Source organism: Candidatus Rhodobacter oscarellae (assembly GCF_001078595.1).
Lineage (GTDB): Bacteria > Pseudomonadota > Alphaproteobacteria > Rhodobacterales > Rhodobacteraceae > Rhodobacter_B > Rhodobacter_B oscarellae.
The window spans coordinates 425,946-452,644 of sequence record NZ_LFTY01000002.1; the positions used below are offsets into that span (position 1 = coordinate 425,946).

Annotated in this window: 24 protein-coding genes; 4 read left to right on the forward strand and 20 right to left on the reverse strand. The window is 63.7% G+C overall.

Annotation, left to right across the window (positions count from 1 at the left end; genetic code table 11):
- Positions 1-151 precede the first annotated feature (151 nt).
- Complete coding sequence (locus tag AIOL_RS07115; protein ID WP_049642352.1) at positions 152-1,210, forward strand: aspartate-semialdehyde dehydrogenase; 1,059 nt, start codon at positions 152-154, stop codon at positions 1,208-1,210.
- Positions 1,211-1,256: 46 nt separating this feature from the next.
- On the opposite strand, the gene AIOL_RS07120 is transcribed toward AIOL_RS07115, so the two are convergent.
- Positions 1,257-2,369 carry a flavin-containing monooxygenase gene (locus AIOL_RS07120; protein WP_049642353.1) on the reverse strand — a complete coding sequence of 371 codons (1,113 nt, stop codon included), beginning with the start codon at positions 2,367-2,369 and terminating at the stop codon, positions 1,257-1,259.
- A 186-nt stretch (positions 2,370-2,555) separates the two neighbouring features.
- Here AIOL_RS07120 and AIOL_RS07125 point away from each other — a divergent pair, with 186 nt between their 5' ends.
- Positions 2,556-3,656: a hypothetical protein gene (locus tag AIOL_RS07125; RefSeq protein ID WP_152912416.1), complete on the forward strand. Its 1,101-nt coding sequence runs from the start codon at positions 2,556-2,558 to the stop codon at positions 3,654-3,656.
- Positions 3,657-3,748: 92 nt separating this feature from the next.
- Here AIOL_RS07125 and tolB read toward each other — a convergent pair whose 3' ends face one another.
- From tolB to AIOL_RS07220, 19 genes are all read right to left on the reverse strand, one after another.
- Positions 3,749-5,068: a Tol-Pal system beta propeller repeat protein TolB gene (tolB, locus tag AIOL_RS07130; RefSeq protein ID WP_049642355.1), complete on the reverse strand. Its 1,320-nt coding sequence runs from the start codon at positions 5,066-5,068 to the stop codon at positions 3,749-3,751.
- Positions 5,065-6,192: a hypothetical protein gene (locus AIOL_RS07135; RefSeq protein WP_082152462.1), complete on the reverse strand. Its 1,128-nt coding sequence runs from the start codon at positions 6,190-6,192 to the stop codon at positions 5,065-5,067. Before AIOL_RS07135 ends, tolB begins: the two co-directional genes overlap by 4 nt.
- 10 nt (positions 6,193-6,202) lie before the next feature.
- On the reverse strand, positions 6,203-6,685 hold the full coding sequence (tolR, locus tag AIOL_RS07140; protein ID WP_049642357.1) for a protein TolR: 483 nt from the start codon (positions 6,683-6,685) through the stop codon (positions 6,203-6,205).
- Positions 6,686-7,357, reverse strand: coding sequence for a protein TolQ (gene tolQ, locus AIOL_RS07145; protein ID WP_049642358.1), 672 nt, complete (start codon positions 7,355-7,357; stop codon positions 6,686-6,688).
- A gap of 107 nt (positions 7,358-7,464) precedes the next feature.
- Positions 7,465-7,848, reverse strand: coding sequence for a tol-pal system-associated acyl-CoA thioesterase (gene ybgC / locus AIOL_RS07150; RefSeq protein WP_394298935.1), 384 nt, complete (start codon positions 7,846-7,848; stop codon positions 7,465-7,467).
- A gap of 8 nt (positions 7,849-7,856) precedes the next feature.
- Positions 7,857-8,480 (reverse strand): hypothetical protein, encoded by a 624-nt coding sequence (locus AIOL_RS07155; RefSeq protein ID WP_049645303.1) that lies wholly within the window; start codon positions 8,478-8,480, stop codon positions 7,857-7,859.
- Positions 8,481-8,658: 178 nt separating this feature from the next.
- Positions 8,659-8,988: a hypothetical protein gene (locus AIOL_RS07160; RefSeq protein WP_049642360.1), complete on the reverse strand. Its 330-nt coding sequence runs from the start codon at positions 8,986-8,988 to the stop codon at positions 8,659-8,661.
- Between the two features lie 271 nt (positions 8,989-9,259).
- Positions 9,260-10,594, reverse strand: a complete 1,335-nt coding sequence (gene miaB / locus AIOL_RS07165) for a tRNA (N6-isopentenyl adenosine(37)-C2)-methylthiotransferase MiaB (protein ID WP_049642361.1) — start codon at positions 10,592-10,594, stop codon at positions 9,260-9,262.
- A gap of 424 nt (positions 10,595-11,018) precedes the next feature.
- Positions 11,019-12,065, reverse strand: coding sequence for a tRNA 2-selenouridine(34) synthase MnmH (mnmH, locus tag AIOL_RS07170; RefSeq protein WP_049642362.1), 1,047 nt, complete (start codon positions 12,063-12,065; stop codon positions 11,019-11,021).
- A 123-nt stretch (positions 12,066-12,188) separates the two neighbouring features.
- On the reverse strand, positions 12,189-14,195 hold the full coding sequence (locus AIOL_RS07175; RefSeq protein ID WP_049642363.1) for a cation:proton antiporter domain-containing protein: 2,007 nt from the start codon (positions 14,193-14,195) through the stop codon (positions 12,189-12,191).
- A 4-nt stretch (positions 14,196-14,199) separates the two neighbouring features.
- Positions 14,200-14,808 (reverse strand): NAD(P)H-dependent oxidoreductase, encoded by a 609-nt coding sequence (locus tag AIOL_RS07180; protein ID WP_049642364.1) that lies wholly within the window; start codon positions 14,806-14,808, stop codon positions 14,200-14,202.
- A gap of 66 nt (positions 14,809-14,874) precedes the next feature.
- The gene (gene selD / locus AIOL_RS07185; RefSeq protein WP_235438919.1) at positions 14,875-17,022 is read right to left on the reverse strand and encodes a selenide, water dikinase SelD; all 2,148 of its coding nucleotides are present in this window, start codon (positions 17,020-17,022) and stop codon (positions 14,875-14,877) included.
- An 81-nt stretch (positions 17,023-17,103) separates the two neighbouring features.
- Positions 17,104-17,649 (reverse strand): pyridoxamine 5'-phosphate oxidase family protein, encoded by a 546-nt coding sequence (locus AIOL_RS07190; protein ID WP_049642365.1) that lies wholly within the window; start codon positions 17,647-17,649, stop codon positions 17,104-17,106.
- A complete protein-coding gene (locus AIOL_RS07195; RefSeq protein WP_049642366.1) occupies positions 17,642-18,664 on the reverse strand; it encodes a lipocalin-like domain-containing protein in 1,023 nt (340 codons plus the stop codon). Before AIOL_RS07195 ends, AIOL_RS07190 begins: the two co-directional genes overlap by 8 nt.
- Positions 18,654-21,059: an ABC transporter permease gene (locus AIOL_RS07200; RefSeq protein WP_049642367.1), complete on the reverse strand. Its 2,406-nt coding sequence runs from the start codon at positions 21,057-21,059 to the stop codon at positions 18,654-18,656. The genes AIOL_RS07195 and AIOL_RS07200 overlap by 11 nt, the downstream gene beginning before the upstream one ends.
- Positions 21,059-21,727, reverse strand: coding sequence for an ABC transporter ATP-binding protein (locus AIOL_RS07205; protein WP_049642368.1), 669 nt, complete (start codon positions 21,725-21,727; stop codon positions 21,059-21,061). The genes AIOL_RS07200 and AIOL_RS07205 overlap by 1 nt, the downstream gene beginning before the upstream one ends.
- A 479-nt stretch (positions 21,728-22,206) precedes the next feature.
- The gene (locus AIOL_RS07210; protein ID WP_049645305.1) at positions 22,207-22,701 is read right to left on the reverse strand and encodes a flavin reductase family protein; all 495 of its coding nucleotides are present in this window, start codon (positions 22,699-22,701) and stop codon (positions 22,207-22,209) included.
- A gap of 26 nt (positions 22,702-22,727) precedes the next feature.
- The gene (locus tag AIOL_RS07215) at positions 22,728-23,618 is read right to left on the reverse strand and encodes an aldo/keto reductase (RefSeq protein ID WP_049642369.1); all 891 of its coding nucleotides are present in this window, start codon (positions 23,616-23,618) and stop codon (positions 22,728-22,730) included.
- Positions 23,618-24,772, reverse strand: coding sequence for an LLM class flavin-dependent oxidoreductase (locus AIOL_RS07220; RefSeq protein ID WP_049642370.1), 1,155 nt, complete (start codon positions 24,770-24,772; stop codon positions 23,618-23,620). The genes AIOL_RS07215 and AIOL_RS07220 overlap by 1 nt, the downstream gene beginning before the upstream one ends.
- Before the next feature lie 85 nt (positions 24,773-24,857).
- On the opposite strand from AIOL_RS07220, the gene AIOL_RS07225 reads away from it, so the two are divergent.
- Both AIOL_RS07225 and AIOL_RS07230 read left to right on the forward strand, forming a co-directional pair.
- Positions 24,858-25,550 carry a GntR family transcriptional regulator gene (locus AIOL_RS07225; protein WP_049642371.1) on the forward strand — a complete coding sequence of 231 codons (693 nt, stop codon included), beginning with the start codon at positions 24,858-24,860 and terminating at the stop codon, positions 25,548-25,550.
- Entirely contained in the window at positions 25,551-26,648 is a 1,098-nt protein-coding gene (locus tag AIOL_RS07230; RefSeq protein ID WP_082152463.1) for a Gfo/Idh/MocA family protein, read from the forward strand.
- The last annotated feature ends 51 nt before the right edge of the window (positions 26,649-26,699 follow it).

Consider the following 26,699-nt stretch of genomic DNA (forward strand, 5'->3'; position numbering starts at 1 on the left):
CACAAAGACCACCGCTCCGGCGGGGGTGTGTTCGGCATGGGCTTAAGCATCTAAGAGCCAGCCAAGCAACAAAGCCCCGCCGGACCGGACGGGGCTTTTGCTTTTCTGCAGGGTCCCGTTCCTCGGCCAGACACCGAAGAGGACCAGACCCATGAACGCCCAGAGCCCAAACGTGGACCCATCCGAACCCGTGCCCGCGCGCGCCGCCCCCGTGATCGCAATCGTGGGCGCCACCGGCGCGGTCGGCATCGAGCTTATCCACTGCCTTGAGGCTCGTGGCTTCCCCATGGGCGGGCTGCGCCTGCTGGCCTCGGCGCGCTCCGCGGGCAAGACGCTGGCCTTCCGCGGCGCGACGGTCCCGGTGGAGGAGCTGACCGAGCAGAGCTTTGACGGCGTCGACATCGCCTTCTTTTCCGCCGGCGCGAGCATCTCGCGCCGCTTCGCGCCCATCGCCGTGGCCGCGGGTGCGCAGGTGATCGACAATTCCTCGGCCTTTCGCATGGCGCCAGAGGTGCCGCTGGTGGTGCCCGAGGCCAACGCGCATATGCTGAGCGACGCGCCGATCGTGGCCAACCCAAACTGCGTCGCGGCGATCCTGACCGTGGCGCTGGCGCCGCTGCACCAACGCTGGTCCATCACGCGGCTTCAGATGGCGACCTATCAGGCGGCCTCGGGCGGCGGGGCCGAGATGATGGCCGAGCTGCGCGACGCCACCCGCGCGCATCTGGACGGCGTGGCCTTTCAGCCGCAGGTGCTGCCGCATGACTACGCGTTCAACATCTTCTCGCATAACTCCGATGTGGACCCAGAGACGGGCTATAATGGCGAGGAGGCCAAGGTCATCGCCGAGACCCGCCGCATCCTGGGCCAGCCGCGCCTGCCGATTGGGGTGACCTGCATCCGGGTGCCGATCCTGCGCGCGCATGGCATCGCGCTCTCGGTACGGTTCGAGGACCATGTCAGCGCCGATGCGGCGCGGTCCGCGCTGGAGGGTGCCCCGGGCATCCGCGTGGTGGATGATCGCGCGGCGAACCGCTTTCCGATGCCCTCCGATGCCTCTGGGCAAGAGGATGTGCTGGTAGGGCGCATTCGCCAGGATCAGGCCGACCCAACGGGGCGCACCCTGGCGATGTTCATCGTGGGGGATCAGCTCTTGAAAGGGGCGGCGCAGAACGCCGTGCAGATCGCCGAGGCGCTACGGGCGCCTTAATCCACAGTCAGAGGGGGCAGGCCCGGGCATGTGCATCGCGCCCAGGCTACGCCCCGATCACCGCGTCTGCAATCGCCTGCGCCTCAATCCCGGTCTGGCGCAGCTGCCCGTCCGCACTCGCGCGATAAGAGCAAAAATAGAGCCCCGGCATGGGACCGGGGGCGCCGGAGGCACGCGGGCGACCCGCCGCGTCCAGCGCCTGGGGCGTGTCGGGCAGCATGTCACGCAGGTCCACACGGTAGCCAGTGGCAAGCAGGATGGCGTCCACAACATCCGCCCTGCCGTCGCCGAAGGACACCTCGGCGCCGTCACTCCGCTCAATGCCGGGGCGCGTTTCGATCTTCCCGGCGCGGATGGCCCCCAGGGTGCCTATGTCGATCAGCGGCACCCGCCCATCCTCGATCACCTGGGCCGCGGGGCCCTTGCCCGCGCTTTGCAGCCCGTAATCCTCGGGCCGCCCGATCTTGGCACGCAGGATGGGCGCCGTGATCGCGTCGGCCCAGCGATAGGGCAGCACCTTGCGCAGCCCGCCCAGCGAGGTGATGGGGACCCCAAAGAGGTCATGCGGCAGGATATTGACCGGCCCGCGCACCGACAGAATGGGATGCGCGCCGTTTTCGGCCAGGTCCAGCGCGATGTCCCCGCCGGAGTTGCCGAAGCCCACGACCAGCACGCGCTGGCCTGCAAAGGCCGTCGGCCCTTTGTAGTCCGAGGAATGCAGCACCGGGCCGGGAAAGCTCTCTAGCCCCGGCAATGGCGCGCGGAACGGCGTGCCGTTCAACCCGGTGGCAAAGACCACGGCGTCGGCGAAGGTCTCGCCTGCGCTATGGGTGACGCACCAGGTATCGCCGCTCGGACGAGCGGCCGCTACGCTTACGCCAAAGCGCGGCTCTAGCCCGAAATGCGCGGCGTAGCTCTCTAGGTATTCGATCATCTGGACCCGCGAGGGAAACTTGCCAAAGCGCGCGGGCATCGCCATCCGCGGCAGGCCAGAACGCTGCCGGACGGTATGCAGATGCAGCCGGTCGTAATGCCCGTGCCAGCTGGAGCCCACACAATCCGCGCGCTCCAGAATCTCAACCTCAGCGCCCTGGTCCTTTAGGCAGGCCGCGCAGGCCAGCCCCGCGGGCCCGGCGCCGATGACCACCGCACGGGTCACGGCAAGAGCGGCGACCAGGAGGGATCCAGGGTCTCATTCTTTGCCGACGGAAGCCGCAGCCCCATCTGCATCTGCGAGGGATTGCCCCGCTTACCAGAAAAGACCTTGTTCTGGACATAACTCGGAAATGCGGTAGAATCCTGCCTGGTATTTGCGCAGCCGAGATTTGTTATGGTCGTCGACAGAGTGACGCCGCCCACTGTTTTCTTTGGTATTTTGACCATTCTATTCATTCTAACGGTTATGTTTCTGACGCAGTGGGCCGGTCTTTATCGTACATTGAGTGGCTTCAATGTCCAAGACGATGCGATGTACTTCAGTGGCTTCCTTACGATTCTTCCCGCGCTTTGGCTTTCATTGCGCGTAGACGCTAAATTCAACGTGCTTGCCTTACAAATTGAGCGCGATCATCTGATTTTTGGGCCGGACGGCCACTTTACCGACATTTACCGTGGTTGGCTCCGCCGCATTCGTATCTGGCAAAGGAATGGCGCTATTTGTGTTGGTGGCGTAGTCGTAATTGGCTACGGTTACTTCTATTTCCTGTTGCCAGTTTTTGGCCACCACAACACTTGCCAAGGTCTTTTTAGCTTGTTTGGAGCGGAGTGCCGTGAGGAATTGCAGATTTCTGGATATCTGGACTGGATAGGACAAGTAGCCATCTTCATTTTCGTGTCCGCCTTATTGGCATGCATGGTAGGGCACCGGCTGGGAACGATGGGGGCCCTGGGCAACCTGAACTCGATGGTTGAAGACGCAGACATCACCATAAGAGTTGACCCTGCCCATAGCGATGGGGTTGGCGGTTTCGCTAAGTTTGGTGGACTGATCGCCTATCAGGGCATCTTGGTAAGCGTTCCAATCATGTGGCTATCGGTCTGGTCAGGGCTTGTTTTGCAAGACGCGCCGGAATTCCAACGCTACCGCGATTGGTTTTTGCCATTTCTGGCGCAGTTTGCCGTCGCTTCATTCTTCTTCTATTTCGCCTTCCTAAGGCCGTTTTTCGCATTCACACGTCGGTATAGAGCGGAAAAATTACAGCTTCTGGAATTCAGTTTCGCGGCCATTGAGGAAGCGGAAAACAAAAACAACCATGAGCGAATATTGAGTGAGCAGCGAAATGCAGCGCTTATCCAGCAGCTTCCAAATTACCCCATTGCACCTAATCTTGGCAGGTTGTTTGCTTTCTCCGCTGCAATGCCATTGTTCAATCTTGCTCTGGAGGTCGCTGTTCCTCAGGATTCCCCATTTATAATGCTGTTCGATTTCCTATCGGCGCTGCTTTAGGGACCACTCTTCGGCTCACTCAGTTCCGGTGTGTGATGCCGTTGGGATCTTTGGTTGTGTGGTGTTGTTGAACCGATCATGTTCTTACACCATTATGGCAAGAGCGGCGACCAGGCCGGGTCGGACGCGGCGTTGTTTGTGGGCACGCGCCGCAGGTTCCGGCCCGAGATATCCACAGAGTAGAGCGCGGGCGCGCCATTCGCGCCCTGGCTCTCGCGGGTGAACATGATCACGCGGCCATTGGGGGACCAGGTCGGCCCCTCGTCGAGGAAGCTCGCGGTCAGCAGGCGCTCCTCGCTGCCATCGGTGCGCATCACGCCGATATGGAACCGGCCCTTGTTTTGCTTGGTAAAGGCGATCAGGTCGCCGCGGGGCGACCACACCGGCGTGCCATAGCGCCCCTGGCCAAAGCTGATCCGTTTCGCCTCGCCACCTCCGGCGGGCATCACGTATAACTGCTGCGTGCCTGAGCGGTCGCTTTCAAAGGCAATCTGGCTGCCGTCGGGCGAGAAGCTGGGCGCGGTGTCGATCGACGTGGTGGCGGTCAGGCGCGTCACGGCGCCGCCGTTGACCGGCACAGAGTGAAGGTCGGTATTGCCGCCCTGGGACAGCGAGAAAGCCACCGTGCTGCCGTCCGGCGAGAAGCGCGGCGAAAAGGTCATGCCGCCGGTATTCGCCAGCTTGCGCCGTCCAACGCTGGCCACATCCAGGATGAACACCTCGGGCACGCCGGTGTCGTAGGAGGTATAAAGCACCCGGTCGCCCCTGGGCGAGAAGCGCGGCGCCAGCACAAGCGAGGAACTGTCGGTCAAGAACTGCAGATTGGCGCCGTCGTAATCCATAATCGCCAGGCGCTTGCGCCGCGCGTTCTTGGGCCCGGTCTCGGACACGAACACCACGCGGCTGTCGAAGTATCCGCTCTCGCCGGTGATCCGGCTATAGACCGCGTCGGCCACCTTATGCGCCATGCGCCGCCAGCTTGCCTCGGTGCCCGCGAATTGCAGCCCATCGCCCAGCTGGTTCTCCGAGAACACGTCAAACACCCGGAACTTGACCGTGACCTGCCCGCCCGCGGTCGAGACCGCGCCGGTGATCAGCGCCTGGGCGTTGACCGCCTTCCAATCCGAGAACTGCACCGGGCTGGAGAACGAGGTGACCGGCGAGATGAACGCCTGCTTGGGGATCTCGCGGAACAGCCCGGTATTGGCCAGGTCGGCGGCGATCACCCGGGTGATCTCCTCGGCCAGTTGGCTGGCGCCGGGGTTCTCGGGCAGAAACGCGGGCACCGCGAAGGGCAGGGGCTCGATCACGCCCTCGGTAATCTCGATCCGCAAAGGGCCGCTGCCCTGCGCGAAGGCCGGAAGGATCGCGACCCATAGGGTCGCCGCGAGGGAGATCAGAAGCCGTTTCATTTGATCCTCATTCTTTCAGGATTAAACGTCATTTCTATGTCGCGCCACTGTTCGAACTTCTCGGGTGGCAATTCAAAGCCGCGCGCGCCGCAGCGGATGATGGCGCGGCGGGCGGCCTCGAAGGCCTGGCGCGCGGCGCTTTCGGCGCCGCCGGTAAAGCCGGTCATGCGGATAGAGCTGGTGTCGGGCGTGCCGTCGCGGTTCATCGCCACGTCAACGGTCACGGTGACATTCAACGCCTCCGAGCTTAGCGAGCCCACGTTCCAGCATTGCTGCACGGCGACGCGCAGCCCTTCTTTTTCCGAGCTTGTCAGCGGCGGGCCGCTCGGGGCTCTGGGGGCTGCGGGTGCAGGTTCGGGCTCGGGCTCGGCCAAGGCGTCGGCCAACGCGTCGTTGATCGCGTTGCTTCGATTGTTTTCGGGTTCTGGCTCGGGCTCCGGCGCAGGCGGTGCCTCGGCAGAGGCGCGCCGCGGCCGTGCGGTGGGGCGGACGGATGCGGCAGGCGCGCCAGCGCCGGGGGTCTCGGCCTCGGTCACGATCTCGGTCGTGGCTTGCTCGGGGGCGGCCTCGGGCAGGTCCTCTGCGGTTTCGGTGCTCTCGGCCTCCGGAGAGACCGGCGGTGCGGGGGCGTCGGCGATCTCTGGCGCCGGCGGAGCCTCGGGCGTTGGTGTGGGCGCCACGCGCGGCGCGTCGAGCGGTGCCGGCGTGTCGCTGCGCGGGGCCACAACGGGCGTGTCCAGCACAGGGATGTCCGGGGCGACGATCTGGGGCGCGTCGGGGGCGATCTCTGGGTCCGGCGTGTTCAGATCTGGCACCACCTCGGGCGCTGTGTCCGGAACGTCCGGCGCGGTGGGCTCGGGCTGCGCGGTGTCAAGCGCGGGGTCCTCTGGTGCGGGCGGCTCGGGGGCCTGCGTCTCGCTCGGGGCTTGCAGGGCGGGCACCTCTTGCAGCGGGTCCACGGCCACGTCGGGCAGGGCCAGCGCGGCGAAGTCCTGGGCGGAGATCAGCGACACATCCGCCACGTCCACGGGCGGCGGCGGCGCGCTTTCGAAGAAGCCGCTGAGCACAACGCCCAGGAACAATACGCCATGGCCAACGCTGGATATGGTCGTGCCGGGGGACAAGCGCGCGCCCTTAGCCGTCGTCTTCGGGCAGGCGCGGGCCGCCGGTATCCGTCACCAGCCCGATATTGCGGAACCCGCCGGCGTTCAGCGCGCCCATGACCTGCATGACCTGGGCATAGGGGATGGCGCCGTCGGCGCGCAGGAAGATCTTGTCGCTGGCGCGCTCGGTGGCGATGGCGCGCAGCTTGGGCAGCAGCTCTGCGGAAGGGGTCTCGGTGGTCTGGATCATGATCGCGCCCTCGGCGGTGAGCGTCACGGTCAGCGGCTCCTCGTTCTCGACGGGCAGGGCCTCGGCGGCGGTCTCGGGCAGGTTCACCGGCACGCCCACGGTCAGGAGCGGTGCGGAGACCATGAAGATGATCAAGAGCACCAGCATCACGTCGACGAAGGGCGTGACGTTGATCTCGGAAACCGCCTGGTGCTTGCCGCGGCGGCGCCCCCCGCGGCCGCGGCGCTGCCCGCCGCCGCCCGATTGCTGGACCGAGGCGCCCATCTACTTGCCGTCCAACTGGCGGCTGAGGATGGTGGCGAATTCGTCCGCGAAGGCCTCGTAGCCCGCCACGATGCGGTCGCTGTCCACGCTGAGCTTGTTGTAGAAGACTACGGCGGGGATGGCGGCCAGCAGGCCCAGCCCGGTGGCCAAGAGCGCCTCGGCGATGCCCGGTGCCACGACGGCGAGGTTGGTGCTTTCTTGCTCGGCGATCTCGATGAAGGCGCGCATGATGCCCCAAACGGTGCCGAAAAGCCCGATGAAGGGCGCGGTGGAGCCCACGCTGGCCAGAAACGAGAGCCCCTTGTTCAGCCCCTCCGCCTCCTTGGCGATGGCCACATCCATCGAGCGGTCGATGCGCGACTGCGCCCCCGCAATCAGCGCCCCGTCCTGGCGGTGCGAGCGCCGCCACTCCAGCATGCCCGCGGCGAATATCTTCTCCGAGGCGCCCTCGGGCACCTCGCCGATGGTCTGGTAAAGCTCGTCCAGCGGCTCGCCCGACCAGAAGGCCTGATCGAACACCGCGCTCTCAGAGCGCGCGCGCCGATAGGCCATGATCTTGTTGATGATGATCGCCCAGGCCCAGACGGACGCCACGATCAGCATCAGCATGACAAGCTGCACGACGATAGAGGCGCGCAGGAAGAGCGCGAGGAATGAGAAGTCTGCTTCCATAGGTCCTGCTCATAGGTGGCGGCCCCTTTGGGGGGGCTCGTGTTGCGAACGATCCTAGCGGATGCGCGCACCGAATGCCAAGAAAACCGCGCGGATTGCGCAGGAATTCACCCGATTGTCATGGATTGGCGGAGTTCCGCCGGTATCCGCGCCGGCGCGCCTGTGTCAGTGAGGGCCACCAGCGTGACCTCTGCCTGGAAGAGCACCGTGCCGCCGCGCTTGACCACCTGCTCCAGGAGGATGCGCGCGCCGGTGAGCTTGAGGGGCCGGGTCTCGACGCACAGCAGGTCGTCGAACCGGGCCGGGAGCAGGTAATCCGCCTCCACCCGGCGCACCGCGAAGACGATCCCCTGCTCGGCCTTAAGTTGCCCCTGATCCACGCCCAGCTCCCGCACATACTCCGTGCGCGCCCGCTCTATGTATTTAAGGTAATTGGCGTAATAGACGATCCCCGCAAGGTCGGTATCCTCGTAATAGACGCGTATGTCCATGCGGTGGGTCACGAGAGGCGGCCCATTCGGGCCGCGATCCTCAGGGCATGACTGGCATCATCTGCCACCGCGGGCATCACCGGGTCATAGGCGGCGCGGATCAGGTCTCCGATGTCGGGGCGCAGCACGGTGTGCCCCTCGGCCACCGCCAGGGGGGACTGCGTCTTGAACGCCTGGTCGGACCAAAGCAGGATCGACTGCACCATCTGGCTAAGCGCCAGGGTCTCGGCGGGCACGGCGGAGAGCTCGTCATCCATGCGCAGAAACACGAAGCAGGCCTTGATGGCACCCGCCTCGTCAAAGCGGAAGACGCGGTACTGGTTGGCATCGGCCGCTTGCAGGCGCGCCACCAGCTGCGCAAGGTCGGGCACCAGCCGGTCCAGGTCCGGCACTTCCAGAAGCTCCGCCCAGTCGCGGAAAAAGAACACCATCAGGTTCACGCCCAGCTCGGGGTCGGTCTCGGCCATGTGATGCCCGGCCAGGGTCACAACCGCCTCGCAGGCGCCCTTGACCACGCTCAGAGTGGCGTCGTCCACGCCGAAGACGACCGGCGCGATAGGCCGCCCCCAGCGGGCAAAGAGGTACGACCCGTCCGTGCGGGTGAATAGCGGCTGTATGTCCTCGGCGATCATGAAAGGCGGGTCCCCCCGGTGCGTCGTCTCTTCTGGGACACGCATAGCGCCGCGCGGGCCCCGGGCGCAATGTCCTAAGAGACGCATGCAGCCCGCGCCACCCAAATTGCGGTGCGGGCCCCGTCGTTTATCGCTCTGGGTAGACCCCCGTGCCTGCGGGGCCAGGGAAGGCTGGTCGTTAGAGGTTGCCGTGCTGCAACCAATTCACCACCCACTCCGAACCGGGGTCCAGCGGCATAAGCCAGGCGGCGGCGCGCTCCACGGTGTTGCCTTGCGCGAACTCCTCGACCTTGGCGCCGTAGGCGGCCCCGCCCATGTTCAGGAACAGAAAGACCTTGAACGACAGCACCGCCAGCGCGAAGAGAAAGAACTGCCGGATGGGCAACTCGCGGCGCTTTTGCGGCCGCACACGCACCAGCTCTATGCCGTCGTGGTTGAACGTCTCAAGCGATTTGAAGGGTCGCTGAGCGTATGTGAAGGTGGCAGTCTCTTGCGCTCTTAAGTTCATATCCATTTTAGCCCCCAGGCATGGAAGAGGTTTAGCAGCTTTTCTGAGGGCGAAGATTGGTTTGAAATGTGGCGGAAATGGGGCAGGGCCCGCCAAACACGGCAAAATGGCCTTAATCAGGCGATATGGCGGATTTTATGAAAACTGTAGCGTAACAATGGCGAATCAAGCGATTGACTGTTTCGCCAGCCCCTTCCGAGACGCGCAATTTTAGACGAATCGAAGGTAGAATCAGGGCAAGCGACCCGGCGAGCGCTGCCTGCGCCGCCGATCAGGCCAGCACGCCACCCAGCGAGTTCGGGCCGCTCTCGGTGATCCGCACCCGGCGCAAGTCCCCCATTGCGACGCCCTCGGCGGTCACATGGACGGCGTGCAGGTATTCCGACTTGCCGACCATCTGGTCGTCGAGCCGCCCTTTGCGCTCGAAGAGCACTTTGACCTCGCAACCGACCATATCGTCCTGGATGGCGCGCTGCTGTTCGGTCAAAAGCGTCTGCAGGCGGGTCAGGCGCTCGCTGGCGACGCCAGTGTCGACCATCTCGCGCTCGGCGGCGGGGGTGCCGGGGCGGGGCGAGTACTTGAAGCTGTAGCACTGCCCATAGCGGACCTCGCGCACCAGGCTCATCGTGTCCTCGAAATCCGCATCGCTCTCGCCGGGGAAGCCCACGATGAAGTCGCCCGAGATCAGGATATCCGGCCGCGCGGCGCGGATACGCTCGATCAGGCGGATGTACTGCTCCGCCGTGTGCTTGCGGTTCATCTTTTTGAGCACGCGGTCCGAGCCGGACTGCACCGGCAGGTGCAGATAGGGCATCAGCTTGGCGCAGTCGCCATGGGCCGCGATAAGATCCTCGGACATGTCGTTGGGATGAGAGGTGGTGAAGCGGATCCGCTCCAACCCGTCGATCTTGTCGAGCGCCCAGATCAGCCGCGCCAGGGACCAGTCGCCGCCGTCCTCCCCCGCGCCGTGATAGGCGTTCACGTTCTGGCCCAGGAGGGTGATCTCGCGCACGCCGCGCTCCACCAGCCCGCGGGCCTCCTCAAGCACCCGCGCGGCGGGGCGCGAGACCTCAGCGCCGCGGGTATAGGGCACCACGCAGAAGGCGCAGAACTTGTCGCAGCCCTCTTGGACCGTCAGGAAAGCCGTCGGGCCGCGCTTTGGCAGCTTCTTGGCGCCCAGGCCCGCCCGCTTGGGCAGGTGGTCGAACTTCATCTCCTCGGGGAAATCGGTGTCGAGCGCCTTCTCGCCGCCGCGGGCCTTGGCCTCTAGCTCGGGCAGGCGGTGGTAGCTCTGCGGGCCCACCACCAGGTCCACCATGGGCTGGCGGCGCATGATCTCCTTGCCCTCGGCCTGGGCCACGCAGCCCGCCACACCGATCTTCAGATCGGGGTTCTCGGCCTTCAGGTGCTTGTAGCGCCCCAGCTCGGAATAGATCTTCTCGGCGGCCTTCTCACGGATGTGGCAAGTGTTGAGCAGGATCATATCCGCGTCGTCGGGCGTGCTGGTCTCCTCATAGCCCTCCAGCGCCTCGGCCATGCGCTCGCTGTCATAGACGTTCATCTGACAGCCATAGGTCTTGATGTAGAGCTTTTTGGGCGCGGCCATGTCGGGTCCAATCGGGTGGGTCAGCGCGGCGTATAGAGGATGCCGCGCGGCGGGGCAATCGGAGGGTTTTGGGGCGGGCGTTTTGCAAGGGCGACTAGGAGGATTGGTTTTGGCCTGAAGGGGGCATTCGGGCTTAAACCAAACGCCCCTACAACGCCTGCCGACACCAGACGCAGCGAAACCAAAGCAGCACAACCGCCCGAGCTTGCCTCGGGCAGCGGCCGACCTCCCCCAGGAGGCCGCTTTTGCGACGCTGCAAACTAATGAAACAACTGCGTTTGTAGAGCGCGCCCGCCAAGTGGCGGTGTTGCGCAAGCGACCTCCAGGTCGGCCGCTGCCCAGGTTGCGCTTGGTTCAAGGCGGAGGCCCCGGGGCAAGTCCGGGGCGCTTGATGCTAAACGTCCACTCCAGGCCAAGAGATGCATCACTTCGTTGCGTTGCAAATCGCCGCCGCAGCGCGGTCGAGATCGGCGCTATCCATCGCGCCAAGCGCGATCTCTGCCAGTCTCTCCTGCGGCTTGTCCGCCCGGGACTTGCCATAGCGGCGGTCGTAGTGGCGCTCCATGAGCTCTGCGGCGAGGGTCTCGTAGGCGCCCTGCTGGGCAAGTGCGGTCCAGGCGGCGACCTGTTCGCGGCCTTGAAAGCGGATGAGTTGTTCCAACGTGGCGGCGAGGCGCGCGGGGTCCTCCAGCATGTCGCAATAGGCCTGGGTGAGGTACCGCGCCCTTGCCTGCAAGGGCGCCGCCACCGTAATCCGAGGCGCGGCGCACATGGCCTTCCACAGCGCGGGCGGGACGATCAGCTCGCCCACCTTGCTGCTCTCGGCCTCCACCAGCGTGGGGCGGGCGGGGTCGAGCGCGGTCAGCTTCTCTGCGATGCGGCTCTCAAAGCCCTTCTGCGCGGGCTGCCCGCCCGGCATCGCGCCAAAGAGCGAGCCGCGGTGGTTGGCCAGCCCCTCAAGGTCGAGGATCTGCGCGCCCTGGGCGCAGGCCCGGTGCAAGAGCTCGGTCTTAGCGGTGCCGGTATTGCCGTCCAGCACCACCAGCCGATGCGGCAGGGCGCTGTCGTGCAGCATCGCCACGACCAGGCGCCGGTAGCTCTGATAGCCGCCCTTGAGGGTCTCGGCGCGCCAGCCGATCTGCTGCAGGATCGAGGCAAACGAGCCCGAGCGCTGCCCGCCGCGCCAGCAATAGACCAGGGGCTGCCATGCTCCGTCATGCGCCGCCAGCGGCCCTTCTATATGATCTGCTGCGTTGCGGGCCACCAAAGCGGCGCCGATCTTGCGCGCCTTAAAGGGCGAGACCTGCGTATAGATCGTGCCCACCTTGGCGCGCTCTTCATTGGACAGCGCGGGCAGGTTGATCGCGCCCGGGACGTGGTCCTCGGCGAACTCGGCGGGCGAGCGCACGTCGATCAGATCGTCAAAGGACGCGGCGTAGATATCGGCCAGGCTGTCGAAGGCGATGGGCATAGGGCGCAATAGCGCGAAGGCGGTGAGATGGAAAGCTGCCAGCCGGTCTTGGTGCGACCCAAATCCCTTCCAAGGGATTTGCAAAACTCTTCGAAGAGTTTTGCGTCGCGCCTGGACGTAAGCTTAGCTCTCCTTTGCCTGCGCCTCCTCTGCGTCCACATCCTTGGTCCCCGGCGGTGACCAGCCGCGATCCACCCGCGCATGGAACGCGCTCGTGCCATTGCGCAGGGCCTCGTCCATCTCGTCGCGCAGCTCCATCGCGCGCTGGATGTATTCCGGGTTCTCGGTCTGCGGGATATCAGAGCGGTAAAGCTGCGCCAGGTCTCGCAGCATGTAGCGGTCGTGATCCTCAAACCCGCGCGCCATGCGTTGCGCCTGGAACGGGTGCACCCCCAGCGCCTCATAGGCCGAGCGCCCGGCGCGCACCGCGCTGTCGAACGTGTCGCGGATGATGTTGCGGCAGCCAGCGGCGTAGAGCTCATAAACCTGGTGCCGGTCAACCGCGCGGGCGATGATATGCACATGCGGGTGGTTCTGCGACACGTGATGCACGATGGCGTTGGCCTGCTCGCGGTCGTCAATGGCCACCACCAGCAGCTTGGCCTCGTGCAGCCCCGCCGCGTGCAGCAGGTCCGGCCGCGAGGCGTCGCCGTAAAAGGCCTTCACGTCAAAGGCGCGCATCGCATCCAGCTGCTCAGAGCTGTGGTCCAGCACCACGGTCTTGTACCCCGCGCCCAGCAGCATCCGGTTCACCACGCCGCCAAAGCGGCCCACTCCCGCGATGATGATCGGCGCCTCGTCGTCGACCACATCCGCCTCGCGCTCCTCGGCGCCGGTATAGCGCGGCAGGATCAGCCGCTCATAGGCGATAAAGAGCGCGGGCGTCAGCAGCATCGAGAGCGCCACGATCAGCAAGAGCTGGTCGGCGATCACCGGCGGGACCACGTTATTGGCGGTGGTGAAGCTGAGCAGCACAAAGCCGAACTCGCCCGCCTGCGCCAGCCCCAGCGCGAACAGCCAGCGGTCCGCGCCCTCGATCTTGAAGACAAAGCTCAGCGCCAGCAGCACGCCGGCCTTAAGCGCGATCAGTCCCAGCGTGAGCGCCAGGATCACAGCGAAGTTGCCAAAGAGAAGCTGGAAATCAATGCCCGCGCCGACGGTCATAAAGAACAACCCCAGCAAAAGCCCCTTGAACGGGTCGATGTCGCTTTCCAGCTCGTGGCGGTACTCGCTATTGGCCAGAACCACCCCCGCCAGGAAGGTCCCAAGCGCAGGCGAGAGCCCCACCAGCGACATCAACAGCGCGATCCCGATCACCATCATCAGCGCAGTGGCGGTGAAAAGCTCGCGCAGCTTGGCCAGGGCGATGAAGCGGAAGATCGGGCGCGTCAGAAAGCTGCCGCCGACGATCACCGCGGCAATGGCGGCGATGGTGACAAGCGCGCGCAGGCCGCCGGGCAGGGTCTCGATCCAGGTCGGCCCAGAGGGCCCGTGATGGCCGTCATCATGGGCGTCATGCCCACCGCCGTGGGCATCCTGATGGGCGGCCTCCTCGGTCCCGTGTCCCTCCTCGGCATGGATCTCCACCGGCGCGGGCGCGGCGTATTGCTCCATCAGGTCGGGCATCGCCAGCAGCGGGATCAGCGCCAGCATTGGGATCACCGCGATGTCCTGGAACAGCAATACCGAGAAGCTCGACTGCCCGCCGTCGGACTTCATCAGCCCCTTCTCATTCAGCGTTTGCAGCACAATCGCCGTCGAGGACAGCGCGAAGATCAGGCCAATCGCCAGCGAGATCGTCCATTCCAGGCCAAAGAGCATGGCCACGCCCATCACAATCACCGCGGTGCCGCAGACCTGCAGCCCGCCCAGCCCCAAAAGCTTGTTGCGCATCTGCCAGAGCAGTTTTGGCTCCAGCTCCAGCCCCACCAGGAACAGCATCATCACCACGCCGAATTCCGCGAAATGCTGCAGGCTAATGACGTCCACGCCCGCGGCGTTCAGCACCGGCGCGATCGCGATGCCTGCGATCAAATAGCCCAGCACCGAGCCCAGCCCGAATTTCGAGGCGATCGGCACCGCCACAACGCCCGCGATCAGGAAGATGAAGGCAAGGGAAAGGAAATCCATCGGCCTATGCCTCCGCTTTCATTTGCATGGCGTCAGCGGTCCAAACTTCGTCCGGCTTGGTTTCATGGCTGTCGAACTCGCCATCCTGCAGCGCCTCTATGTAGCGGCGGTAGCCGTGCAGATGCGGCTCGACCCGGCCCTCATTCGGAGCCTTCAGCGATCCATAAAGCACGTAGGGCGGCAGAAACCGCATCTTACAAAGGTTCGCGGTCTGCTCCAGCGGGCGCAGGAAGTCGCGCAAAGGGTAATGCTGGTAGCCGTTCGGTGTGTAGGCGTCCTGCGGGCCCGCCGCGGTGATCGCCAGCCCCATGCGTTTGCCCGCCAGCGCATCGCCGCCCGCGCCATAGGCAAAGCCGTGCTCTAGCACGATATCCTGCCATTCCTTCAGGATCGACGGGGTCGAGTACCAAAAGAGCGGGAACTGAAACAGGATGATGTCGTGATCCAGCAGGCGCTGCTGCTCTTTGTCGGGGTCGATGTCGAAGCGCGGGTACTCGGCATACAAATCGACCACGGTCAATTCTTGGTTCCTCGTGGCCACGTCCAACATTTTGGTGTTCACATGGCTGAACTGCTGACCGGGATGGGCGAAATAGACAATAACCTTCGGCATGAACGATCCCCCGCTCCGCCGCCGTGGCGGATTTGCCCAAGACTTAGGGCGCGTTGGGGGGCGTGTCTATGGGGCGTGCGCGATGATATGCGCGGGACCCTGTATGATTTGGCCGATCAGGGCGGCGTGATACCCCGCCTTGCGGAGCGTTGTGATCGCGTCCGCCGCCATCTCAGCGGGCATAGCGGCCAGCAGGCCGCCGCTTGTCTGCGGATCGAAGAGCAAGTCCGTTTGCGCGGAACTGACCGCGGTCATTTTGGCGCGCGTCGCCGCGTTCTGCGCAAATAGGCTAGAGCGCACGCCCTGCCGCGCAAGCTCAAGTGCGTCCTCCATAACGGGAATTGACCCGACGTTCAGTTCCGCGCCGACCCCAGAGGCTTCACAGATGTTCATCAGATGCCCGGCCAGCCCAAACCCGGTGACGTCAGTCATGGCATGCGCCTCTGCCAGGCATTTCGCGGCCTCCCCCTGCGGCTGCACCATTAGATCCAGGCAGCCCAGCACCCAATTGCCGCGCGCCTTCATCTGCATCTCGGCGGCCAGGATCGTGCCAGAGCCGATCGGTTTGGTCAGGATCAGGCAATCGCCCGGCCTAGCCCCCGCGAGTGTGATCGCCGGGCGGTCCATCAACCCCGTCAGGCTGAAACCAATTGTCATTTCAGTGCCTTGGCTGGTGTGGCCGCCAACGATCTCGGCCCCGGCGGCATGGATGACCTCCTGCGCGCCTTGCATGATCTCGTCCAGCCATCGCCGCTGCAAATTCTCTGACAGGCGCGGCAAGATCACGGTCGCCAGCGCCGCCTGCGGCACGGCGCCCATTGCCCAGATATCGCCGAGCGCATGGTTGGCCGCGATTTTGCCCATTAGCCAGGGGTCCTCGGTGACGCTGCGCAGATGATCGGTTGTGATCACAATCTGGGAGCCGCCGTTGGTCAGGATCGCTGCGTCATCGCCCGGCAGATGCGTGACATCGCTGCGCGCCCCGCTGGCGAGGCCGCCTATGCTGGCCGAAAGCGCGTCCTGCCCGACCTTCGCGCCGCATCCGCCACACATTGGTTTCGGCCCCAGGGCCTCGGCCAGATCGGCGGTGCGCTCGCGGGGCAAACTGACCGCGGTCATTTCTGGCAACTTGGTCAGCTTGTTCATAAAGCGCCGGTCGATCCAATCCTTCCAGCGCCACACCCAGGGGCCATGCAGACCGCCGCCGCGCCTGTCCGCGACGGCGGATTTTGCGCCAAGCGAGATCAGTTTCAAATAGCGTTTCTGCGGCTTGAATGGCCGGAATTGACCGCGGTCACTCAGCGCGACGCGCAGGTTGTGATAAAGGATCGGCGCCTCTCGAACCGCAAAAACTCCGGCCTTTGGGCGGGGGGCGGGCAGGGCGGCGCAGTCGCCCGCCGCATAGATATTCGGGTCGGAGGTACGCAAATTCTCGTCGACGGACAGGAAGCCGGCCTGGTGGGCCAGGCCGATCTGCGAGAGCCATTCATGCGGCGTCGCGCCGGCCGCCCCCACAACAAAGCGGGCGGGAATGGCCGCGCCGTCAGATAGATACACCGCGCGATCCGTGACCTTCGCGACCTCTTTGCCCTCTTCCCAAGTCACATCGTAATCGCGCAGTTTGCGCAAGATCGTGTCGCGCGCCGCATCGGAGATGCCGGGCAACAGTGCCGCGCGCTCGATCAACGTGACCTTGGCCGAGCCCTTGCAAGCATGTGCCATCGCGAGCGCCAATTCCACGCCGCCCACGCCTCCGCCGATGACGGCGATCTCGCGTGGTTGGTCTGATAACAGGAATTCGCGCCACTTAGTGGCAAAACGACCCAAAGGTTTGGCCCCAACCCCGTGCTCCTGAAACCCCGGCAAGTCGGGCAGGTTCGAGGTGATGCCGACATTGATCGACGCAATATCATAGGCAATGGGGGGCCGATCTGGCATGTGTAACTGCCGCGCCTGAGGGTCCAGCGAGGTCACGGCGCCAGAGATAATGCGCGCGCCCGCGAACCGGCAGAGCTTTATCAGGTCGATGGACAGGTCGTCCTCGGAATAATGCCCGGCGATATGTCCCGGCAGCATCCCCGTATAGGGCGCGGTCGGACCCGGATTGACCACGGTCAGTCGCGCACCCGCCAGGGGCCGCATGCCCCAGCGCCGCAGCAGCAGGGCATGGGTGTGGCCGCCGCCGACCAGCACCAGGTCCTTTGTTATGGGCATGGGCGTTTGCATCAGAGCGGTGTTAGCAAAACCCACCGCCCGGCGCGCGCCCAAAATGTTGCCCAGTCCGTCAATATCCCGTCAGGGCGCCCGCCAGCCGCCCGCCCATCCATCTGCGCGTTGGAATAGGGCGCGCTGATGCGGCGCAGCGCCCACCTTCACAACGTCAAGGCTTTGAACTTGAATGGTTATCTGCGCGAACTGCGCGGGGTCTGGAATGCGCTCGTAGGCGTCTGAGGCGGGGATCTTGGTTCCTGGCGGCGGGCGCACGCCGTAATTCTGGCGCGCTTCGTCTGGCAAACGCGCCCAAAGTTCGTCCAGCGCGGATCCCGAGGTGACATGCGCAGTGCCGTTCAGACGCAATTGCAGGTCAAGCTCTGGGGTCCAATGCAGTACCGCGACATCGGGTGTTCGCCGCATCTCTTCTACTTTGACCGTGGTCAAGTCGGTGAGAATCTGCAGCTGCGCGGCCTCTTCTGAGGCCTCCCGCAGCATGACCAACCGCGATTGCGGGGTCCGATCTTGGCCGATCGTGGCCAGGTTAACCAGGCGGTTGCGCGACCTATCGCCAAGCGCCTCCCAGGATTTCGACCAGATCCCGCTTAGGGTCTTGTGCCACTCACTCATATCCCGTCATCTCCAGGTAGCCGCGGCCTGAATGCGTTCCGGTCACGCGCACGGGACCCTCCCAATAGGCGACGGAAAGATCCATCCAACTGTCTGGGTTGAGCGCCGTTACCGTCACATCGACTGCATGTTCTGGGACTTCTACGCGCCATTCAACCGGAATCTCGCGACCGGCAACGCGATGGAACCGCAGGGGTTTTGCCACAAAGGCGCCGGGGGCAAGCGGGCCGGGCGTGCCATCAGGTTCGATCCAAGTGCCTGTGGAGTAGGCGCTGCCCAGATCAGACCGCAGCCGGAACCCCATCAGCTTTTCGCCCGTATCAAGGTGCAGGGACAGCCAGTCCCAACCGCTTTGATCGGCGCTTAGCAATTGGCTTGACCATTCGCGATCCAGCCACGCCTGGCCGCTGACATCCACCGCGCCGCCAGGCAGCTGCAGGACGCCCGACACGTCGTAGAAGGGCTGCGAATAATAATGGCTGGCCTGGCCGGTCTCTGCCTTTACGGAATACCCCGCGGCGCCTTGCGGAACAAAGGGTGCATCCGCGGCGAAGGTCAGTTCATAGGCAAAATCCGGGCCACTTGCGCGTAATTGACCGCGGTCAATTCCGGTCATTTGCCATTCGTCGATCCAAGCCTCGAAGGGGGCCGCGGTCACGCCGGCTTGTCCGGTTCCGCCTCGGGCGAACCGTTCGGTGGCGAAATGCGCGTCGGGCGTGGTCACCGCGGCGTGGCCCATCCAGATCGGCGCGGGGCGGTCGTCGGGCGAAAGGGCGGAGCGAAAGAGGGTCCACTGCAGGCCGTAGTCGCGCCCATCCGTGCCGGTTAAGTTCGCGGTAAGATACCACCATTCCACGCGAAACCCCGGATGCGGGCCATGATCGCGGGGAAACTCAAAGCGCGTATCGGGGTTCGGCAAGAGATAGCCCTCGGCCTCGGAGCCCAGCCCGGCAAAGCCCTGCGCCAGCGCGGATGGCGCGAATAATATCATGAATATCAAAGCTCTAACGCTCATTGGCGAAGACCTTTAACAGCTCTGCTGGGGGCTTGCGCGACAGCAAATACGCGGGCCATGCGGCGGAAAGCATCGCCGCAATCAGCGACCAAAGCGCAAGCCAGGCCCAGTCGGTTGGATAGAGCCGCATCGGCAAACGCCATCCAAAGGCCTCGACATTGATGACGGTCAACAGGACCCAGGCCAGCAGGATCCCAACCGGGATCGAGAGCACGAGTGTCATCAAAGCCAAGGCTGAACTGCGGAGTAATTCAAGCAATGCCAGGCGACGCCGGGTGAGCCCCATCGCCCAGAGCGGCGCGACCTGGGCTGCGCGCATTGCGGAAAGTGTCAGCAGGCTTGTCAGGATAGCGAAACCCGCCACGGCGAGTGTCAGCACGTTCAGCGCGGCGGTCACGGTGAACGTTCGTTCAAATATCTGAACCGAGAAGGATTTTAGCTCTGCTTGGTGGATAATGCGCTCTGCGGGCAGGCCAAACTCGTCCCGAATGGTCCTGGCAAGTGCGCGTGCCTTGTCGGGTGCGATCCGGATGCCAAAGCGTTGCCTCTGGAGGTCGGGAAACCGCTTGACCAGCGCGTCAAGCCCGACGATGACCTGGCCGTTCGGGTTGCCGTAATCGCTATAGATCCCCGCGACGATGGTCTGCCAAGCCCCTGGTAGCTCTAGGGAATCCCCGGGGTGCAGGTTCTCACGCAACGCAAGCTGCTCGTTCACCAAGGCGCCGTCGCCGGAGGCAACGCGCTGCCAAACGCTGTCGGCTGCTTCAAGGAGCGGCCAGTTATCGCGATACGTCGCATGGTCGATGATCCCATAAATCTCGGCCGGCAAACCGGCCACGCGCGCCTCGATGTTCCAGATCGGCAGCACCGCATCCGCGCGCGGCGCAAGGTAGGATTGCAGCACCTCGGCCTCTTGATTTGAACGCGCGTTCACATAAAGCTCCGAGGCCAGCCGTTGATCCAGCCAGCCTAGGAAAGTGGTCCTAAAGCTGCCCACCATCGTGCCCACACCGATATTCGTGGCCAGGGCCAGCAGCAGCGCCATAAGCGCAAGCGACAGGCCGGGAAGCTGCTGACGTGTGTCCGCCCAGAACCAGCTTGGTATCGGGGCTCTGGCCAAGTGTTGCGCTAAAAACAGAAGCAAAGACAATATGATAGGCAAGGCCAGCGCCGCCGCCAATAATAGCCCGCCCAATAGGGCAAAGCCTGCAACGAGCCCTTGAAGCTGCGATGCGATCAGCGCGACCGCCAGCAGCGCGAGGACAAGGATGCCTTGCAGCCACATCCGCCGTTCCGACAGGAGCGCCCATGCGCGGGGCTGCGCCGGCGCCAAGATCGGCATCCGGATGATCTTGGCGATCGAGCCCGCCGCGGCCACCGCCGTTCCGAGCACCGCGATCGCCATGCCCGCCGCCCACCAAATCGGCCTGATTGAGAGGGTCCCGTCGATTTCGGCCCCATAGAGGCCGCGGAGCGTCGCCGCGACATCCGGCAAAAGCACGCTTGCGATGACATATCCCAGGACCATTCCCGCCCCACCGGCGACCAGCGACACAAAGAGCAGCTCGACCATGAGCAAGACAAGCAACATCCGAAGCGGCATCCCGAGCGCACGAAGTGTGCGGAACAACCCGCGCCGTTGCTCGAACGCCAATCCAATTGTGCCGTGTACAATGAAAAGCCCCACCGCAAAGCTGAGCAGCCCAAAGGCTGTCAAGTTCAGGTGGAAACTGCCTGTCAGTCGAGAGATGTCGTTGCCCTGACTGGGCGAGCGGGCCACAAGTTTAAGTTGTTTTAGGTCAGGGGGTGTGCCGTTGCGCGGCTGATTGGGAAGCAGCAAGAGGCGAGAGACCTCATCACCCCGCACAAGCATTGCCTGCGCCGCGTAAAGATCAGTCAACAAGACACCGGGAGACACCGTGTCCACCGCGATGACTGTGGCATCGGTCAAACCCCGTATCCGGCCGGCGTCCTCCGGATTGGCAATAATCTGGTATGGTGGTGCGAAAAACGAAACAATATCAACCTGCTGCTGCGCCTCATTGGGCACCAATCCCATAGGCGCGGTGAGCGCGTCGAACCCTACGAGCTGGTAGTTCTCGTCGTCCAATTGTAGGCGCCCCTCAAGCAGGGGCGAGACCAGAACACCGGCCCGACGCAATGCCACGAAGGTTTCGGTTGGGATCGTGTTGCCCTCTTCCGGGATCAACTGGGTGAACTGTGTTTCTCCCAAAGCGCGAGCTGCTTGGTCATAGCTGGCCCGGGCCTCGGCGTTGATGGCCTGCACGCCGGACCAAAGCGCGGTCGCCAGGGCCAGCCCAATGACCATGGTCAAAAGTTGCAAAGGTCGGTGCCGCCAGTGGGACCAGAGGGCCTGAAGACCGGCGCCGAGCATCAGACCAGCTGTCCGCCACGCAGGTGCAACCGCCGCGCCATTCGACCGGCCACGCGCTTTGAGTGGGTGACCATCAACAGCGCCGCATCCGTTTCGCGCACCAGGTACAGCATGACGTCCAGAACCGCATCGCCCGTGGCCTCGTCCAGATTGCCGGTCGGTTCGTCAGCTAGAACCAATGCGGGCCGCCCGGCCAAAGCACGCCCAATGGCCACGCGTTGTTGCTGCCCGCCCGAGAGCTGCTCTGGGAACTTTGTCAGGTGGTCCGCCAGGCCCAGCTTATCGGCCAAAGTGGCGCACCATTCCGGAGCGCCGCGTCCGGCCAACCTAGCCTGAAAGCTGATATTGTCCCTCACATTCAAGGACGGGATCAGGTTAAACTGCTGGAAAACAACAGAAATGTGATCACGTCGCAGCGCGGCGCGCTGGCTGTCGCCCAGGCCATGGGTTGCGTGACCCAGAACAGAGACCTGGCCCTTATTTGGCGCATCCAGCGCACCGGCCAGGTGCAACAATGTGCTCTTGCCGCTACCGCTTTCGCCGGTCAGCGCGAGCGTGTCGCCGCCGGGCAAGTCCAGGCTGACGCCTCGCAAAACCTCGATCGGGCCAGTGTCGCCGGGAAAACTCTTCCAGACATCAGAGATGGTCAAAACTGCGGCGCGCGTCATGCTGTTAGACTTATCGTGTTGCGCCGCAATAGACAGCCCCTGAGGCGGTCTGCCGCAGTTGCTTCAATCTACCGGCGGGCCGCTGGGCTTGGCATCGCTGCGGCAGGTGGATGTCGATCCGCGCGGTCTGGCTCGCCCCATTTCGCTAGGACAGAGCTGCCAAAAGAAGGGCGGCGCCCGCGTTGCGCCGCCTTAGGATGCTGGGAGGTAGATGTTCTACTTTTCAACAATGTCCCGAAGTCCGAGCAATTGTTCAAGATTTGGGCGCAAACTTTACCTATCGGCGACCAAAAGTGTTGCAAATCTCCACACATGTCGAAATGGGTTGCGTGCCGGCGGGCAAGCACATTCTCGGGTGGAATATGTGACCGGCGGACCCAACGACTTGAAGGACCAGGCATTTTCCATTCGCGTGCCGCGGCTGCGGTGGCAGCATGTCTAAAAACACCGCCCCGGAATGCTACAGAGTTTCCCGACGTTTATGCCGAGCCTTCAAAGTCTCCATAGGCGCCTTGGCTAAAGACTAGCGGCGGCCCCTCGCGCCAGCTCACCCGGTCTACGCGCGCGACAATGATTCCGTGATCACCGCCGTCATGGGTCGCCAGATGCGCGCATTCAAAGCGCGCCAAGCAGCCGTTGATCAACGGGGTTTGATGTTCGTTTGGCGACCAATCCAGCCCGTCAAACGCCGTTCCGTCGCGGATAAATGCCTCGCAAATCTCGCGCTGCTCGGCGCCGATGATGTGGATGGCGAAATGCTTGGCCGAGGCAAAGGCCTGGTAGCGACGCGAGGATTTCGCAGGCGACCAAAGCACCATGGCCGGATCCAGCGAGACGCTGGCAAAGCTGTTGGCGGTGATGCCAAGCGGGCCGATCTCGCTGTCGGTGGTGACCACGGTCACTCCGGTTGCAAAGCGCCCCAACGCGTCGCGAAATTCGCGCGTGGTCTCCGAGCAGGGGGTGATGCTTTGCATCGTGATCCTTTCAACCCCATCGGGCATCAAGCCACCTCGTGACCCAGCGCCGCGGTATACAACTCGAACCAGGTCTGGCGGTCCATGTCGACCTTAAACGCGTCCGAGAAGGCACGTATCCGGCCCAGGTTGTTGGACCCCATCACAGGCAGGATGCGCGCGGGATGTGCCAAGAGCCAGGCCACAGCCACGGCGGAGCGGTCCACGCCGTTCCTTTCGGCCACCTCGGTCATCTTCGCCACGAGCCCGGTCTCGGCGGCAGCCGCCACCAGCGCGCCTCCGCCCAGCGGCGACCAGGCCATGATCGGTGTCTTGCGCTCCTGCAGAAAGGCCACATCGCCATTGCTGAAGGGGGCGTGGCAAAGGAGGCTGATCTCGATCTGATTGGTGACCAGCGTGTTGGACATGCTTGATTGCAGCAGCGTCCAGTCGTGCAGCTTAAAGTTTGACACGCCGACATTGCGCACCTTGCCGGCCTTCACCAGCGCGTCCAAGACCGCGCCGGTCTCTTCGGCGTCCATCATCGGGTCCGGGCGGTGAATAAGCAAGAGGTCTACATAGTCGATCCCCATAAGTTTCAGGGACATATCGACCGAAGTTGAGATATGCTCGCGGCTGGTGTCGTAGTATTTCACGCGCGCGTTCGCATGCCGCCCGACCGGGGCAACGATGTCGCATTTCGTCACGATCTCGATCTGATCGCGCAGCGAAGACGTCAAGGCGGTTCCCAGCAACTCCTCGGCCTCATAGCCGCCATAGATGTCGGCCTGGTCCATCGTGGTGATGCCCTGTTCAAGGCAGGCCTCGATCTTTTCCTGGATATGCCCGGGCGAGGTGTCATCAACGTCCCCCAGCCGCCACATGCCATAGACAACGCGGCTCATCTCTAGACTGTCGGAAAGGCGGATACGCTCCATCAGACCCGAGCCCCCATGCCAAGCGGTGTCTTGGGGGTGCTGCTAGGCACGCGCCCATAGGCATGCGGCAGCGAGCAGGTTTTTAGTTCGGGCATTACGAGCCTTCCAAAGTGTTTACATTCGTCGATATGAGGATAGCCCGAAAAGATAAAGGCGCGGATGCCCATTTTCCGGTATTCCTCGATCTCGGTGAGGATCTGGTCCGCGGACCCGACCAGGGCTGCGCCGCAACCGGATCTTGCGCGCCCCACGCCGGTCCAGAGATGCGGCTCGACATAGCCGAATTTGTCGGCCAGTTCCCGCGCCTTAGCCTGGTGCGCGACGCCCAGCGAGATCGAGTCATGTGCCCGTTCCCGGATCAATTTGCCGTATTCGTCGTCCAATTGCGCGGTGAGGTGCTCGGCATATTCCTTGGCCTCGGCCTCGGTGTCGCGCACGATCATGTGGACGCGCAGCCCGTAATCCAAGGTGCGATTGTAGTCCTGGGCGCGGGCGTTCACCGCCTTCATACGCTCGGCGATGTTCTCTTTCGGCTCCGGCCACATCAGGTAAACGTCGCAATGCTGGGCGCAAAGCTCGACCGCGGCGGGTGAGTAGCCGCCAAAGTACAAGAGCGGCCCGCCGGTCTGAAAGGGCTTGGCGGGATCAGTCCAAACATCTTTGAATTGATACACTTGCCCGTCATAGTTGATGTGCTCTTGGGTCCAGGCCTGCTTTAGGATCTCGACCACCTCGCGCGAGCGCTGATAGCGATAGTCGCTGGGGGCCTGCTCTCCGGGGAAGTCCGACGAGATGATGTTCACCGTCAGCCGGCCTTCAAGCATGTGATCCAGCGTGGCGATCGTGCGCGCCAGCATAATGGGCTGCATCTCGCCGCAGCGGACAGCCGCCAACATGTTGATCTTGCTGGTCAGCGGGGCGCAACCGGCGACAAAGCTCAGCGTGTCCTGGCCGACTTGGAACGAAGAGGGGCACAGAATGTTGCGAAAACCTTGGGCCTCCGCCTCAAGCAGGATGTCGCGGCAATGCGCCCAGCTCGAGCGCAGATCGCCTTCAGGCACGCCAAGCTGCGCGTAGTCGTCGCTGCAAAGTGCTGAGAACCATGAAATTTCACTGGCATCCAGGTCCGGGGAGGTAACGGGAACTACGGTCATTGATTCTCTGGTTGGTGGCGGAATTTCCCCTTGCCTAGCACTGCCTGCGCTGTGCATCAATGCTGTATCAATTTCGAGAGACACCATGGTACAGACACATGCCCTGCCGCTTTACGTGCAGATCAGCGAAATGCTGATCCGCGACATCCAGTCCGGGCGGCTGGGGGACGGAGAGCGCCTGCCGCCAGAGCGTGAGATGGCCAAGGATCTATCCATTTCGGTCGGCACGCTGCGGAAATCATTGGCGGATTTGTCCGAGAAAGGCCTCTTGGAGCGCCGCCAAGGTTCTGGAAATTACGTGCGCCATGGCGCGGCGCCCTCCAGCGTCTACGCCTTTTTTCGCCTGGAGCGGATCGAGGGCGGCGGGCTGCCCACGGCGCAGATCCTTTCCGTCGAACTGCGCGAGAAACCGGATTGTTTACCCGCGTTTGGCGACGGGCCTATGGCGCATCGCATTCGGCGACTTCGACATTTAGGTGGTGCGCCAGCGGCGGTCGAGGAGATTTGGCTGGATGCAAGTGCGTGCGCGGCTCTGAATGCCGAAGACCTCTCTGAATCGCTTTACCTGTTCTATAAGAACAGTCTGAATATTTGGATCCAGCGCGCGGAGGACCGGGTTGGCGTGGGCGACGCCCCGAACTGGGCGCGCGCGCATGGTTTCGACGGCACAATGGGGCTTGTGGACCGCGTCTCTTGGAGCCAAACCGGCGCCAGTGTTGAAGCCTCGCGCACCTGGTTTGACCCCAATACTGTGCGCTATGTGGCACGATTAACCTGAATGGAGACAAAGTTGGATACGTGTAAGTACGGCCTCATCGGCGCGGGTATGATGGGGCAAGAGCATATCCGGAATGTAGCCCTGATTGATGGCGCCGAAATCGCGGCGGCCTACGAGCCCGATGCGGGGATGTGCGGCGCGTTGCGCGCCTTTGCGCCCGAGGTGCAGATCGAGGCGTCGATGTCCGACCTCCTGCGGCGCAGCGACCTGGACGCGTTGCTGATCGCAAGCCCTAACCAGGTGCACGCGCGTCAGTTGTCCGAGATCGCCAATACCCGCCCGCTTCCCATCCTGGTCGAAAAGCCGCTCTATACGGACCCCGGCGATTCCGCGTTGATCGAGAGCCTAAGTGCCGAGTATCCCTCGCCGATTTGGGTCGCGATGGAGTACCGGTACATGCCGCCCATCGCCGCGTTCATACAGCGGGCGCAGGCGGCGACCGGCGGTATCAAGATGCTGACGATCCGCGAGCATCGCTTTCCGTTCCTGCCAAAGGTTGGCAATTGGAACCGCTTTAACAAGAACTCCGGCGGGACCCTGGTGGAGAAATGCTGTCACTTCTTCGATCTGATGCGGGTCATTTTGCAGGATGAGCCGGTCCGCGTGATGGCCAGTGGCGGCCAGGATGTGAACCACCTGGACGAGGTGTATGACGGCGAGAACTCGGATATCTGGGACGGCGCCTATGTGATTGTCGACTTTGCGTCCGGGACGCGCGCGATGTTGGATCTGTGCATGTATGCGGAGGGCTCTGAGTATCAGGAAGAGCTGTCTGCCGTGGGCCCCGAGGGCAAGATTGAGTGCTTTGTTCCCGGGCCTGGCCGATTCTGGCCGGAGAATCAGCCGAACCCGATCCCAAAGCTCGTGCTCAGCCCGCGCCACACCAAGCAGCGTGACATCCTGGATATCCCGGTTGATCCCAAGCTTCTGACGGCGGGCGACCACAACGGCGCAACCTTCTATCAGCATCAGCGTTTCTTGGATGTCGTGCGGGGCAAGGCCGCGCCAGAGGTGACGCTGAGCGACGGCGCGAAGGCGGTCCAGATGGGTATGGCCGCCCAGCAGTCGGCGCTTACGGGGCAATCTGTGTCGCTGTGAGAAAGACCCATGTCGCGGCTGGCTTGGACGCCGGTCGCGGCGCGAGCGCAA

Coding starts and splice junctions, on each gene's coding strand:
- AIOL_RS07115 (WP_049642352.1), top strand. CDS start 152: ATGAACGCCCAGAGCCCAAACGTGGACCCATCCGAACCCGTGCCCGCG.
- tolB (WP_049642355.1), bottom strand. CDS start 5,068: ATGAAACGGCTTCTGATCTCCCTCGCGGCGACCCTATGGGTCGCGATC.
- tolR (WP_049642357.1), bottom strand. CDS start 6,685: ATGGGCGCCTCGGTCCAGCAATCGGGCGGCGGCGGGCAGCGCCGCGGC.
- tolQ (WP_049642358.1), bottom strand. CDS start 7,357: ATGGAAGCAGACTTCTCATTCCTCGCGCTCTTCCTGCGCGCCTCTATC.
- ybgC (WP_394298935.1), bottom strand. CDS start 7,848: ATGGACATACGCGTCTATTACGAGGATACCGACCTTGCGGGGATCGTC.
- AIOL_RS07155 (WP_049645303.1), bottom strand. CDS start 8,480: ATGATCGCCGAGGACATACAGCCGCTATTCACCCGCACGGACGGGTCG.
- AIOL_RS07160 (WP_049642360.1), bottom strand. CDS start 8,988: ATGAACTTAAGAGCGCAAGAGACTGCCACCTTCACATACGCTCAGCGA.
- miaB (WP_049642361.1), bottom strand. CDS start 10,594: ATGGCCGCGCCCAAAAAGCTCTACATCAAGACCTATGGCTGTCAGATG.
- mnmH (WP_049642362.1), bottom strand. CDS start 12,065: ATGCCCATCGCCTTCGACAGCCTGGCCGATATCTACGCCGCGTCCTTT.
- AIOL_RS07175 (WP_049642363.1), bottom strand. CDS start 14,195: ATGGATTTCCTTTCCCTTGCCTTCATCTTCCTGATCGCGGGCGTTGTG.
- AIOL_RS07180 (WP_049642364.1), bottom strand. CDS start 14,808: ATGCCGAAGGTTATTGTCTATTTCGCCCATCCCGGTCAGCAGTTCAGC.
- selD (WP_235438919.1), bottom strand. CDS start 17,022: ATGCCCATAACAAAGGACCTGGTGCTGGTCGGCGGCGGCCACACCCAT.
- AIOL_RS07190 (WP_049642365.1), bottom strand. CDS start 17,649: ATGAGTGAGTGGCACAAGACCCTAAGCGGGATCTGGTCGAAATCCTGG.
- AIOL_RS07195 (WP_049642366.1), bottom strand. CDS start 18,664: ATGAGCGTTAGAGCTTTGATATTCATGATATTATTCGCGCCATCCGCG.
- AIOL_RS07200 (WP_049642367.1), bottom strand. CDS start 21,059: ATGCTCGGCGCCGGTCTTCAGGCCCTCTGGTCCCACTGGCGGCACCGA.
- AIOL_RS07205 (WP_049642368.1), bottom strand. CDS start 21,727: ATGACGCGCGCCGCAGTTTTGACCATCTCTGATGTCTGGAAGAGTTTT.
- AIOL_RS07210 (WP_049645305.1), bottom strand. CDS start 22,701: ATGCAAAGCATCACCCCCTGCTCGGAGACCACGCGCGAATTTCGCGAC.
- AIOL_RS07215 (WP_049642369.1), bottom strand. CDS start 23,618: ATGGAGCGTATCCGCCTTTCCGACAGTCTAGAGATGAGCCGCGTTGTC.
- AIOL_RS07220 (WP_049642370.1), bottom strand. CDS start 24,772: ATGACCGTAGTTCCCGTTACCTCCCCGGACCTGGATGCCAGTGAAATT.
- AIOL_RS07225 (WP_049642371.1), top strand. CDS start 24,858: ATGGTACAGACACATGCCCTGCCGCTTTACGTGCAGATCAGCGAAATG.
- AIOL_RS07230 (WP_082152463.1), top strand. CDS start 25,551: ATGGAGACAAAGTTGGATACGTGTAAGTACGGCCTCATCGGCGCGGGT.